This window comes from Bacillus sp. UMB0893 (assembly GCF_002858905.1).
Taxonomy (GTDB): domain Bacteria; phylum Bacillota; class Bacilli; order Bacillales; family Bacillaceae; genus Bacillus_P.
In genome coordinates this window covers 175,106-187,916 of sequence record NZ_PKLB01000008.1, presented here as the reverse complement: position 1 = coordinate 187,916, position 12,811 = coordinate 175,106, and the positions used below count along the sequence as shown (strand labels likewise).

The 12,811-nt window shown below is 39.1% G+C and carries 13 protein-coding genes; 6 read left to right on the top strand and 7 right to left on the bottom strand.

The window, feature by feature from the left end:
- Positions 1–29: 29 nt before the first annotated feature.
- Positions 30–437 carry a GNAT family N-acetyltransferase gene (locus CYJ36_RS18185; RefSeq protein ID WP_374702827.1) on the bottom strand — a complete coding sequence of 136 codons (408 nt, stop codon included), beginning with the start codon at positions 435–437 and terminating at the stop codon, positions 30–32.
- An 82-nt stretch (positions 438–519) separates the two neighbouring features.
- Between CYJ36_RS18185 and CYJ36_RS18180 the strand changes: the two genes are divergently transcribed.
- Positions 520–792, top strand: coding sequence for an acylphosphatase (locus tag CYJ36_RS18180; RefSeq protein ID WP_101568672.1), 273 nt, complete (start codon positions 520–522; stop codon positions 790–792).
- Between the two features lie 743 nt (positions 793–1,535).
- On the opposite strand, the gene CYJ36_RS18175 is transcribed toward CYJ36_RS18180, so the two are convergent.
- Positions 1,536–2,624, bottom strand: a complete 1,089-nt coding sequence (locus CYJ36_RS18175) for a nitric oxide synthase oxygenase (protein WP_219621121.1) — start codon at positions 2,622–2,624, stop codon at positions 1,536–1,538.
- Positions 2,625–3,038: 414 nt separating this feature from the next.
- Here CYJ36_RS18175 and CYJ36_RS18170 point away from each other — a divergent pair, with 414 nt between their 5' ends.
- From CYJ36_RS18170 to CYJ36_RS18155, 4 genes are all read left to right on the top strand, one after another.
- A complete protein-coding gene (locus CYJ36_RS18170; protein ID WP_101568671.1) occupies positions 3,039–4,679 on the top strand; it encodes a PTS transporter subunit IIBC in 1,641 nt (546 codons plus the stop codon).
- A 2-nt stretch (positions 4,680–4,681) separates the two neighbouring features.
- Positions 4,682–5,473 carry an endonuclease/exonuclease/phosphatase family protein gene (locus CYJ36_RS18165; protein WP_101568670.1) on the top strand — a complete coding sequence of 264 codons (792 nt, stop codon included), beginning with the start codon at positions 4,682–4,684 and terminating at the stop codon, positions 5,471–5,473.
- Positions 5,474–5,594: 121 nt separating this feature from the next.
- Complete coding sequence (locus CYJ36_RS18160; RefSeq protein WP_101568669.1) at positions 5,595–6,407, top strand: YihY/virulence factor BrkB family protein; 813 nt, start codon at positions 5,595–5,597, stop codon at positions 6,405–6,407.
- Positions 6,408–6,490: 83 nt separating this feature from the next.
- Positions 6,491–7,102: a DedA family protein gene (locus CYJ36_RS18155; protein ID WP_101568668.1), complete on the top strand. Its 612-nt coding sequence runs from the start codon at positions 6,491–6,493 to the stop codon at positions 7,100–7,102.
- Between the two features lie 27 nt (positions 7,103–7,129).
- On the opposite strand, the gene CYJ36_RS18150 is transcribed toward CYJ36_RS18155, so the two are convergent.
- The 4 genes from CYJ36_RS18150 to CYJ36_RS18135 all read right to left on the bottom strand — a co-directional run bounded on the left by CYJ36_RS18150 (position 7,130) and on the right by CYJ36_RS18135 (position 11,106).
- Positions 7,130–8,482 carry an amino acid permease gene (locus CYJ36_RS18150; protein ID WP_101568667.1) on the bottom strand — a complete coding sequence of 451 codons (1,353 nt, stop codon included), beginning with the start codon at positions 8,480–8,482 and terminating at the stop codon, positions 7,130–7,132.
- Between the two features lie 213 nt (positions 8,483–8,695).
- The gene (locus CYJ36_RS18145; RefSeq protein ID WP_101568666.1) at positions 8,696–9,412 is read right to left on the bottom strand and encodes a 5-formyltetrahydrofolate cyclo-ligase; all 717 of its coding nucleotides are present in this window, start codon (positions 9,410–9,412) and stop codon (positions 8,696–8,698) included.
- Complete coding sequence (locus CYJ36_RS18140; RefSeq protein ID WP_101568665.1) at positions 9,409–9,852, bottom strand: GNAT family N-acetyltransferase; 444 nt, start codon at positions 9,850–9,852, stop codon at positions 9,409–9,411. The genes CYJ36_RS18145 and CYJ36_RS18140 overlap by 4 nt, the downstream gene beginning before the upstream one ends.
- A 495-nt stretch (positions 9,853–10,347) precedes the next feature.
- Positions 10,348–11,106 carry an SDR family oxidoreductase gene (locus tag CYJ36_RS18135; protein ID WP_101568664.1) on the bottom strand — a complete coding sequence of 253 codons (759 nt, stop codon included), beginning with the start codon at positions 11,104–11,106 and terminating at the stop codon, positions 10,348–10,350.
- 194 nt (positions 11,107–11,300) lie between these two features.
- Between CYJ36_RS18135 and CYJ36_RS18130 the strand changes: the two genes are divergently transcribed.
- Positions 11,301–11,912 carry a TetR/AcrR family transcriptional regulator gene (locus tag CYJ36_RS18130; RefSeq protein WP_101568663.1) on the top strand — a complete coding sequence of 204 codons (612 nt, stop codon included), beginning with the start codon at positions 11,301–11,303 and terminating at the stop codon, positions 11,910–11,912.
- Between the two features lie 120 nt (positions 11,913–12,032).
- On the opposite strand, the gene CYJ36_RS18125 is transcribed toward CYJ36_RS18130, so the two are convergent.
- The gene (locus tag CYJ36_RS18125) at positions 12,033–12,800 is read right to left on the bottom strand and encodes a DeoR/GlpR family DNA-binding transcription regulator (protein WP_101568662.1); all 768 of its coding nucleotides are present in this window, start codon (positions 12,798–12,800) and stop codon (positions 12,033–12,035) included.
- Positions 12,801–12,811 lie beyond the last annotated feature (11 nt).

The window sequence follows — 12,811 nt, the reverse complement described above, 5'->3', positions numbered from 1 at the left end:
TGCTTATATTTGCATACGGGCAGATATTTTTATAAGAGAGGCCTTCTCATGCACTCATCTATTTCAAAGCCAAACTGCCGATAAAGCCCATGAGCATCTTTTGTCGCTAACCCCATTTTTGTATGTTTAATGTCCGGATGCGCGGTTATACAGTCAACGAGCTTTTTTCCCAGGCCTTTTCCTCTAAATTCTGGATCGATGATCACATCCATAATCCAAGAAAAAACCGCCTGATCTGTAATGACTCTGGCAAATCCTATTTGCCTTCCATCTGCATCATACATTCCAAAGCACAAGGAGTGCCGGATGCTCTTTTCAATGATTTCTCTAGAGCGGCCTGCTGCCCAATACGCTTCGCTGATCCAAGCTTCTATTCTATCCATTTGAAGCATCGTTTTTTCATCTGATACGATGTATCCTTCTATCTCCCATTTCAACTGCATCATCTCCTTTGTATCACTTATATTTTGATTATAATAAGAAAACAACGGGAAAAGACAAATTGGAGGCGATTTTACTATGAAGACTTTGCATATAATTGTAAACGGCCGCGTACAAGAAGTAGGCTTCCGTTTTCATGCCCAAATGATGGCTTCAGCAAATGATCTGACTGGCTGGGTTAAAAATAGAGAAGACGGCTCCGTTGAAATTATGGCTCAGGGAGAGAACAAGCAATTAGAAGATTTTCTAAAGGATTTAAAGAAAGGCAATCGTTATGCGAAGGTAGACGACATGTCAGTGAAAGGAGAACTGCATTCAGAGACATTTTCTGAATTTAAAATTGTACATTAAATAATCTGGAAACTCTGTTTTTCAATCTGATTAAAATTAGACTTCAACTTAAAAATCAAAATTGACCATGAGAATGGTCTTTTTTTTAACTGTTTTCGCATTGATTGTTGTTTTTGGTTATTAATTGTACCCGTGGATTTTCGCTGCAGGCACTTGCTTTCCGCGGGGAGGAATGGGAGCCTCTATTTCCTTCAGGAGTCAAGTGCCTTCCGCTCCAATCCACTAAAGGTTTTAACCATTTTTTTCTAAAAGCAGCAAACTTTACGAAAAGAGCCTTAGTAAAAGATCACACTTTCCTCCGTTCTCTGCTTGCGATTAGGCTTTCAAGTCCGACTATTTCGTGTAAAGAACGATCTACAGTACAGTTCTGTGCGCCAATTCAACTTTCTGTGCGATACCATTAGTTTACTGTGCGATAAACCACTTTTTCTGTGCACTCTTCCAGTTGCCGCCTAATTGAGTGACATACGCTAATCTCGGCAACCGGTTCTACCTGAAGCAGAATGTCCCTTTTTCTAGTTGCACTTGGCAAATCAATGGTTTTCACACCCTGTTTTCAATTAAATCGAGTTACTTTCCAAATCTGCTCAAATACTTTCCAAAAAGTCATTTTACTGGCGAAAAACATTCCTATACTTGCTGGATTAAGCAGTTTACTTTCCTTTTTCCATTTCCCTCCTAAATAAACTTCACCTCTCCTTTCCTTAATAGAAAACAAAAACAAGCCCCTGCGAGAGCTTGTCCTAATAAGCGCGATCCTGATAAAAATAATTCGGCTTCACGATTTTATTTTCATACTGGTTATGAAAAATATGAGTCGTCGCAGGTGAAACTGGAGGAATCAGCCATGTCCAATCTCCAGTTACATCCCGGCCCTCTGTCATTTCGTTATGCTCGAAGCGTTTAAATTGCTGGGCAGCGGTATGATGATCAACAATGCTTGCTCCTGCTTCTTTAAAGGAATGCAGGACAGCGACATTTAATTCAACAAGCGCTTTGTCTTTCCAGAGCGTTACATTAGAAGAAGTATCTAATTCTAAAATGGACGCCACTTTCGGAAGCAGATTATAGCGGTCTGCATCTGCTAAATTCCTGGCACCAATCTCCGTTCCCATATACCAGCCGTTAAATGGTGCAGCAGGAAATGTCACCCCGCCAATTTCAAGACTCATATCCGATATAATCGGAACCGCATACCACCGTATATTCAAATCGCTGAATGCCGGTTGCTGCGGATGGGAAATCGGAATTTCGAGCACAATCTCAGCAGGAATTTCAAACCACATTGGATCTCGATCACCAACTTGAATGACAAGAGGAAGCATATCAAATTGCGTTCCCTCTCCTTTCCATCCAAGCGCTTCACATTTCTTCGTAAAAGCGATTGAACCAGGATCACCTAAAATACCATGCTCTGTTTCATATCCCGCATATCTCAGCAGCTGATGGTTCCAAATTCGCACAGCTGAACTTCCAGCCTCCTTCGGTTTAAATACCGTAATCGTCGGACGGATTCTGCCTTTATTCGTCGCAAATTCAATATGCGAAAAAAGAGCGTCTCTGATTTCTGCTTCTGACGTAAGGTCTCTTGCATCTATTACTTTGAGCGTATTCCAAAATAACCGGCCAATGCATTTGTTGCTGTTTCTCCACGCCATTTTCGCTCCATGCTCAAGTTCTTCAAACGTTAATTCATATTGATTGGTTTTTTCCAGAGAAGACTTAATCTGCAGCAGCCGGGCAGTTGTATCTTCCTCTGTTTTGCCAAGCTCACCATAACATTGTCTGATGAATTGCTCAGCCTCTGTTATACATTCAAGTTGAGTAGTCACAGGTACCTCCTAAATAACTAAGCTAATATAGTAAGAACTACGTAATATTTATAAAAAAGATCAAATCCGATATCATTACAGTATAGCATTTCTATTGAAACAAACATTTACTACAAGCAAAACTTTCTTGAACTTTTCTATATGGAAAAAATATAAATGAAAGAAATTACGTCTAATTCATATGTACTATGTTAATTTAGGGCTATTAAAAAAATATTCTATAAAAATATGAAAAACATCAAACATTTTTGTTGCAATATGAAAGCCCTTTAATTAAAATAAGATTTATGCAAGCGATTGCACATTTTGCACTCTTAATTGCACAATTCATTATTTGAAAATAAGTAAGCAATTCTGCCTTATTATGAATTCGTTTACACCATTAATATTTAATAAGGGAAAGTAGGGCAAAAGATGAAGAACTTATTATCGTTCGATTTCTGGCAAAAATTCGGTAAAGCCTTGATGGTTGTTGTAGCAGTTATGCCAGCAGCCGGAATTATGATTTCACTGGGCAAGTTAATTGCCATGTCAGGCGGAGATATCACATTGGTGCAAACGATTGCACGAGTGATGGAAGACATTGGCTGGGGAATCATTACGAACCTCCACATCCTTTTTGCAGTAGCCATTGGTGGTTCTTGGGCAAAAGAACGCGCTGGCGGTGCCTTTGCAGCATTAATCGCATTTATTCTAATAAATCGTATTACAGGAGCTATTTTCGGTGTGAACTCTGCGATGCTTGCAGATCCTGAAGCAACTGTCAGCTCATTATTCGGACAAGAATTAATTGTTAAAGATTACTTTACTTCCGTTTTAGGCGCGCCTGCTTTGAACATGGGAGTATTCGTTGGAATTATCGCAGGTTTCTTAGGTGCAAACCTGTTCAATAAATACTACAACTACAATAAGCTTCCAGATTCCCTTTCATTCTTTAACGGAAAACGCTTTGTGCCTTTCGCTGTTATCGGGGGCTCTGTTGTAACCGCTGTCGCGCTATCACTAGTTTGGCCATTTATCCAAGGTTTATTAAATGATTTCGGTCAGTGGATTGCAACTTCCCGCAACACAGCTCCAATCGTTGCACCATTTATCTTTGGTGCATTAGAGCGCCTGCTTCTTCCTTTCGGTCTGCATCACATGCTGACAGTACCGATGAACTATACGTCTCTTGGCGGAACATACGAAATTCTGACTGGCGGAAGCGCTGGTTCTACTGTAGCAGGTCAAGATCCACTATGGCTTGCATGGATTGCTGATTTAAACAACTTCTTGGCTGCAGGAGACACTGCAAGCTATAACCAATTGCTTAATGACGTAACACCGGCCCGTTTTAAGGTTGGACAAATGATTCTTTCGACTGCATCATTAATCGGTATTGCTTATGCAATGTACCGCAACGTTGATAAAGACAAACGTAAAAAATATAAATCAATGTTCTTATCTGCTGGACTCGCAGTATTTTTAACAGGTGTAACTGAGCCAATCGAATTCATGTTCATGTTTGCTGCTCCAGTTCTATATGTTGTCTATGCGATTACAACAGGTTTTGCATTCGCAATCGTAGATATTATCGACATCCGTGTTCACTCATTCGGTTTTATTGAATTATTGACACGTACTCCTATGATCATCAAAGCTGGATTATGGATGGATATTGTGAACTTTGTACTTGCATGTTTAGTGTTCTTCGGGCTTAACTTTGCAATTGCAAACTTCATGATCAAGAAGTTCAACTTCCCTACTCCAGGACGCAACGGAAACTATATTGAGTCTGAAGAGCCTGCTGCAAAAGCTTCAGGTGAAGCAAACAGCAGTTCACAAGCTTCTGCGATCATTGCTTTGCTTGGCGGATCTGCTAATATTGAAGATGTGGATGCATGTATGACCCGCCTTCGTGTAACTGTAAAAGATTCAGGCAAGGTTGCCGGCGAGGCGCAATGGAAAGAAAATGGCGCTCTTGGCTTAATCATTAAAGACAAAGGCGTACAAGCAATCTACGGACCGAAAGCAGATGTATTAAAATCTGATATTCAAGATACGTTAGGAGCTTAAACATGAAATTATTAACGCTTAATTGTCACTCTTGGCAAGAAGAAAACCAGATGGAGAAAATCAAAACACTGGCAAAAACAATCCAAGAAAAATCATATGATGTCATTGCCCTTCAGGAAGTCAGCCAGCTTGAAGGTGAGTCCATCGTTTATGATCAGGTTAAAAAGAACAATTATGCGTTAGTTCTTCTTGATGAATTAAAACAGATTGGTGTAACCGATTACCAACTTGTCTGGGGCTTTGCTCATATTGGGTATCCTGGCTATGAAGAAGGCTTGGCTATTCTCACAAAACATCCCGTTATCAATAAAGAGGTTTTCTTTGTTACAAAAGGACAAGACACCTCTTATTGGAAAACACGTTCTATCGTTCGTGCGACAATCAAGTACAATGAGAAATTGATCTCCTTCTACTCATGTCACCTTGGCTGGTGGCATGACGAAGAGGAGCCATGTAAATTCCAGCTGGATTCTCTTATTGAAAAGCTGGATCGCTCTCACCCATTTTTCTTAATGGGCGATTTCAACAACAGCACAGAAATAAGAGATGAAGGCTATGATTACTTACTGTCACATGATTTATTTGATACGTATGAACTGGCCAAAGAAAAGGATTCAGGCATCACAGTCAAAGGCAAGATTGCCGGCTGGGATCAGAATAAAAAAGATTTAAGAATTGATTTGATTCTATCAAGTAAAATTGTTGAGGTTTTATCTTCACAGGTAATTTTTAATGGAGAAAATAAACCTGTCGTTTCAGACCATTATGGCGTGGAGACAGAAATTAAACTCTGAATAAAAGGCTGCTTCTTATTAAAGAGGCAGCTTTTTTTACATTTTGCCATCTATTCTTTTTCTTTTCACGTTTATCCTATATATCTCATGGGGAAATTAAAAAGGTTATAGGAGGACGACTATGAAAGATTTACTTAGAAGAATTCATCAGCATGAACTTAACGATTTATCTGCGGTCATTGCCTATTACTTTTTACTGTCTCTTTTTCCGCTGCTAATTTTCTTAATTGCACTGTTTCCTTATTTTTCACTCAATGTCTCTCCTCTGCTTACCTGGATTGAGCATTACGTTCCTTCAGAGACAGCTGAGCTGCTTACGAGACAGATCGCAAGCCTATTTGGCGAAACAAACAGTTATATTCTTTCATTTGGACTCATTGCGGCTCTTTGGTCTGCCAGCAACGCGACTCATATTTTAATTCGGGCTTTTAACCGTGCACTTGAGATCAAAGAAACGCGTCCCTTTTTCAAAGTGAGAATTGATGCGCTGCTTTTGGCTGCAGGGCTGATTATAACCATTACAATCGCTCTGGTGCTTCCTGTTTTCGGTAAAGTCATTATCGATAGCGTGACTCGCTTTGTGCCATTTCTTGAAAATTTAAATCTCATTTTGAATCAGGCAAGATGGATCCTTTCATTCTTTATGATTAATCTAGTCTTACTTGCTCTTTACTACTTTGCTCCAAATGAAAAACTTGGTTTTTTCGATATTTATTTCGGATCGCTGTTAGCAACAACACTGTGGCATATCAGCTCTTATGGATTTTCTTATTATATTGAAAACTTCAAAGGCTTTAATGCTGCATATGGCAGTTTAGGCGGAATTATTATTTTGCTGATCTGGCTTTATTTTACTGCCTTCTCCATTTTGCTTGGCGGGGAAATCAATGCCATGCGTGTCTGCAGGAGAAAGAAAAAGTTTTGCCCGGATTAACCTTCTCCTGAAAGTACCAGTTTGATATTCATTGCAAGGGGTATTTTCATGGTAAGAAGACGAAAAAGGAGAAAGGAGATCGAATGTTAGATTTCATCATAAATCTATTGAGGGAATTTGGAATATGGGGTCTAATGGCAGGTCTTGCGATTGAAGCCTCATCCCTGCCTTTTCCAGGTTCGCTTATCACCCTTGCATATGGCTATTTACTGGATTTATCAATTCTCCAATTAATATGGATTGCCCTTTTAGGCAGTCTTGTGTACACCGTATTCAGTTTTATTCCTTATTGGATTGGATATAAATTAGAGCATAAAATGAAAAAGAAGCTGACGAAAAAGAAAAAAACGTTTGAAAAGACACAGCGATGGTTCAAAAAATGCGGACTCTGGAGCATTTCGATCGCACGTCCCTTAGGAATCGGCAACTACATTTCCTATGTTTCAGGCTTATCAAAGGTCAAAGTGCTTCCTTTTGCAGGACTTACCTTTTTGGGGATTTTCCCATTGAATCTGACTATGCTGTGGTTAGGTCAGATCGGAAATCTAAAATCAATATCTGCTTTCATGTCGGATATGCAGACATATATTTTTATTGCGATTGGAATTGCAATTGGCATCTTCCTGCTTTATCGTTTTTTCTACAAGAAAAAAGATTGCCAAAATCAGCCTAAGTCTTCCAGTCAAAAGGCATAAAAAAACCAAGGGAACGCGTCCCTTGGATTATTTTTTTGCACCTATTAAATAAATCAGAGTCAATATTATGCATATCGCAAGCGCGATAAACGTGCCAACAGGCGGTGATGTAATTAGAATTCCAGCAAGAATGGCAAGTAAGGCGAGTAAAGAGAACCACGAAGTATATGGGAAGCTCTTTACATAAAAGCCATTAAGGGGAATACCTTGTTTTCGGCTTCGCAAATGGGCAATCGTAAGCATGATCCAGATGAAAAGAATCGCATATCCAGGAACGACCATAAGGTATCCAAACGTCTCACCTTCAGCAAATACTGCGATAATCACGCCGATATACAAAAAGGAAGTACTTGCAAGCAGGGCTCTTACAGGCACTTTTTTCGATGATAATTTCGAGAAAAATTGTGGTGCATTTCCATCCAGCGCTTGTGTATAAAGCAGGCGCGATGCTGCGTACATTCCTGTATTTGCAGCCGAAATAACTGCAGTAAGCAAGACAAAATTCATAAATCCGCCGATATAAGGGATGCCCACCGTATCGAATACCGTTACAAACGGACTTTGCTTGCCCACTTCATTCCACGGCATCAGACTGACAATCACGAGAATTGGAAGGACATAAAAGACCAATATTCTGATAATAACGCTGCGTGCCGCTTTCGGTATGACCTTTTCCGGGTTTTGTGTTTCCCCAAGCGTCATCCCGATCATTTCCGTTCCGCCAAAAGAAAACATGACGACTAGCATTGAAGCGGCAATACCGGATATTCCAAACGGAAGAAACCCGCCGTGCTCAGTAAGATTGGCAAATCCTGCAGCGCTTTCCCCATTGAATCCGGCAAAAATCAGGACTCCCCCCAGTAAAATAAACAGTGTAAGAACCGAGACCTTTAAAGCAGATAGCCAGTATTCTGTCTCCCCAAAGATATTAACGGCAAATAAGTTAATGACAGTTATCAAAACTGAAACGATCAACGATAGCATCCACAAAGGTGTATCCGGGAACCAATATTGCAAAAATCCAGCTGCCGCTGCCATTTCTGCAGCCATAACAAGCATCCAGCTGATAAAGTAAATCCATCCGGCAAAAAATCCGGCAAATGGACCAAGAATGGTTTGAATTAAATCTCTCAGTGTTTTTGCTTTTGGCTGCTGAACAGCCATTTCAGCCATGGCCTGCATGACAAAATATAAGATTATTCCTGCTAATAAATAAGATAATATAACTCCAGGTCCTGCAAGCTCAATCGATGAACTGCTGCCCTGAAAAATGCCTGCTCCGATCGCACCGCCAAGGGCAATCATAGTTACATGCCTTGATTTAAGTCCTCTGGCCAGTTCTTCATTTCCTTTATCTGGCTTTTTAATATTTGAACTCATGCTCGTCTCTCCTCACTCATGTTCTATGCTCTTTTGTTCAGACTTTTTTTTAAGAATCTGCTGCTTTCAATATAAAATAGGGTGTAAAATCAAACCTGATTTTATAAAAGCGAATGAAACCCTAATTACAAAACAACAATTCTTGCGGAAACAGCCTATCTACAATACATGTTATCTTAACAAAAAAGCGGAAACGTGAAAACTGCCTGAAATTTAGGTTTTTTTCGTTAATTGCCAAATCTCATTTAAAACCGGCATCTCCTTTTTCTCTTCTTCCGTTACCTTATCCCAGTGAATGCCGTCTGGCTTGCTGTATGGTGTGTTCGTCTCAATTACACCGAGCTCTGTTACGATAAAATCCACAGGCAAATCATATGTATCTACCTCAAACTCTTCTTCTGTCACTTGGATGCTGTGAATCGTTGAGATGACTGGAACATGAGGATTTCCCAGCTCTCTCATGATGGCGTATTCGCGATCCGAATACCCTTCCCCTTTTCCGATTCTTCTTCCATCCTTTTGAACGGCAACTGATCCCGCTACAATTAAATCAACTCTTGGAAGCTCAGATAACGGAATCTCTTTTCCATATTGTTTAATATTCTTCAAGCTTACAGCCCTGCGCTCTTCTCCTTCAGGAACCCATTCTCTTTTCAGCATAATAAAGCCTGCTTTTAACCTTGGTGTCGGCACTAGAAGGATCTTACCGTCTTTAATGACACGGGCACGAAGAGGCAGCTGCGGAGCATCAGGATTAATCTTTATAACTTCCGCATTCTTGTATACATCAAGCTGTGCCGCATATTCTGCAGCGGCAGCGGCTCCTTTAAAGTTAGGAATTCTATTCTTTAGTGGAAATGGAAAACCACCAAGCTTTTCATTTTCAAGTCTGCTCCACTTATCCTGCCGAATTTCGTCTTTTGTTTTCATTCCATGTCCCCCTTTCGTGTCAAATCTAAATAATATGTAGAATTTTCATATTTGCCATTTTCAATAAAACCTGCACGCTTATAAAAGAGGGCTGCTTCATTAGTATCCGTTCTAAGCACAGCGACATAAAAGAAATCATCAGCTTTCTTTAAAAGAGTTCTGAGTTGAAGTTCGCCGGCACCTTGTCTTCTATGTTCTTTTGAAACATAGAACCTTCTTATGCGCCCAGCCTTTTCATTTTGTGAATATGGATCATCATTTATGCCCGCTACACCAATCAGAGTTTCACCGTTATATGCACCCAACAGCATTTCCCCTGGCTTTTGAAACGTATTGGCCCCAGATTGATAATCAGAAACGAGTCTTTCCAAAAAACGAAATCCACCCCGTTTACTTTCCTCCTCAAGCTTTAAAATCCCTTCCGACTTTACTGAATCCAATCTTTTTATTGTAATCAGCTTATTCCCACTTTCTTTGCATTGTCCATCACCAGGGTCGGCACGCTATTTTTTAATTCTAAAATAAATCCATATGTACTATTTTATTAACTATTTTGCGGCTAATCGTTAAACAAATAAAAACTGACATTAAATTATTCTTTACTGATCCTCCCTTTCCACCAGCCTAATTTATTTAGCTTTTTATTCATAAACCTTCTTCAACTCTGTTAGTTTATAAGTACATTAGTTCACAAACCTTTACAAACTCAAAAAACCGTCAAGAAAATTCTTAACGGCTTTTTCATTTGGCTCTTTTCGTAAAGTTTTTACTTTTAGATAGCGGAAAGCACTTGTCTCCTGCGGGAAATAGAGGCTCCCATCCCTCCCCGCGGAAAGCAAGTGACTGCAGATGAAATCCTCGGGTACAATTAATAACCAAAAACAACAATCAATGCGAAAGCAGCCTTTCATTTATAAAACGGAAAAAATTACATATTAAAAGGCTGTCCAACCTGCATCCCCTGTAATGACTGTGCCATTAACGAAACTTGATTCATCTGAAGCAAGGAATAGCGCTATGTTTGCAATTTCTTCTGGTTTACCAACACGAGGATTTAAACCAAGTCCTGGCTGTATGCGTCCCATACCAAAATGGTTAATATTAGTCATTGAAGTACCGATGTTCGTTTCAACCCCTCCTGGCGCGATTGCATTACATCGAATACCTTTAGGTGCGTACATGAATCCAGTATTCTTTGTGAATCCTACAACTGCATGCTTAGAAGCTGTATAAGCAGCACCTGCTCTTGCTCCTTGAAGTCCACCTGCCGAAGCAACGTTAATAATTACTCCATACTGCTTCTCTATAAAGATAGGTAAAGCTTTACGTGTTGCACGCATTACACTCGTAGTATTTATTGCAAAAACTCTTTCCCAATTATCATCTTCAATATCACCAGCAGGTTCAAAGTTATCCATAATTCCTGCATTATTGACTAAGATGTCTAATGTTCCATAAGTATTAACAGCTGTATCAATAAGGGATTGAATATCTTCTTCTTTCGCTACATTTGCCATTACCGCAATTGCATTCCCGCCATTCGACTTAATTACTTCAACAGTTTGATTTGCTGCGTCCATGTTAATATCAGAAACTACTACCTTTGCTCCTTCTTTTCCATAAAGAACAGCAATTGCTTTTCCCATTCCAGAAGCTGCACCCGTGACTACTGCTACCTTATCTTGAAGTCTCATTTCAGTTTCCTCCTTATTAATGCGTTTCTATTCTAATTTTATCAAACAGTTGTTTATTATCTTACATTTACATATAGTATAATTACTTATATATGATAGATTCAATCAGCAAAATAAGCGGTAAATGTCTATTAATGAACAATAATACTCACAAGTGATTAATAAGTTTTTTTATTGAACATTGGAGGTATTTTATGTCTAATAAAAATGAGAATATTGACAGAAGAATTGTTAAATCTAAGAGAGCCTTAAGAGATGCGTTGCTATTATTAATGCAAAAGAAGGATTTCAAGGATATCTCTGTTACTGATATTGTACAGCTGGCGGACCTAAATCGAGGGACTTTTTATAAACATTATCAATATAAAGAGGATGTACTCAATGAAATCATAGATGAGGTAATATCTGATTTGATTGATTCCTATCGTGAACCTTATAGAAATAGCGACACATTTAAAGTAAGCATGCTCACATCTAATGCAATAAAAGTATTTGAACATGTTAATAAACATTCGAATTTTTATACCTTAATCGTGCATTCTAATGTTTTAACTGGTTTCCAATATAGGATTTGTGATGTTCTTAGGAGCTTATCTTTGCAAGACCTTAGTAACTGCTCCCCGAATTCCAGCGTTAACAGAGAACTTACTGCCAGTTATCATTCATACGCTATTTTTGGCATGGTAATAGAATGGATTAATGGCGGATTTAAATACAGCTCAAGCTTTATGTCCGAACAATTAATAGCCATACTAAATACCAATCCAGCAGTTGCTGTATATAAACCATGTGTTGAAAATAAGTAGTCTTCCTAAATTGCTGAATAAATTAGCGCTTTCCAAATTAATTCAACATCATTGTCAAAAAAGCGCAAGTATATAAATTTTGATAGTATTAAAAAGTCGACCACATTCGGTCGACTTTTTTTAACAGTTAATCCATTCACAAGGTACATTCCATTCTGCAGGCTGTTCGGCATTAGAAATAATTTTGTCCACTTTTTCAATTGGCACCATTTTATAATTGGCGCGTGCCCCAATTTTAGAGTGATCTGCTAAAACGTAAACTTCCTTTGCATTCTGGATGAGTATTTTTGACAAAACGGATTTCTCAAGATCAAAGCAGGTAATTCCATCCTCAGCTGAGATGCCGTCAATTGAAATGAACGCTTTATTTACGTAAAATTCTTTCGCCATTTGCTCCGCCATCGCCCCGGATGAACGGTAGTGCTTGCTTCTCACGCTTCCGCCGATAAAAATAACTTCACCGTCAAATAGATTCTTATTGGTGTATGATATCAAGAGCGATGCGACCGGAAAGGAGTTTGTAATGACGGTCACATTTGGACAATCACATAATGGCCTGACCATCTGCAAGGTCGTACTTCCTTCATCAATAAAGATCACATCGTTTTTAGTTATGGAAGATACAGCTTTTTGTGCAATGCACTGTTTTTCTTCAATTCTAATGATTTCCCGTTCAAAAAGCGCAGGTTCTTCCTTTTCCTCTGATACCTTTACGGCGCCTCCATACACTTTTTTAAGTTTTTTTTCACTTTCAAGCTCTTCTAAGTAACGCCTGATGGTTTCAGTTGATACGTCAAAATCCTTAGCCAGATCGCCAACCTTCACTTTACCTTGTTTTTCTATTAGCTCCGCAATGACTCGTTTTCTTTCCTCTGCTAATAAAGACATTCCTCAGACTC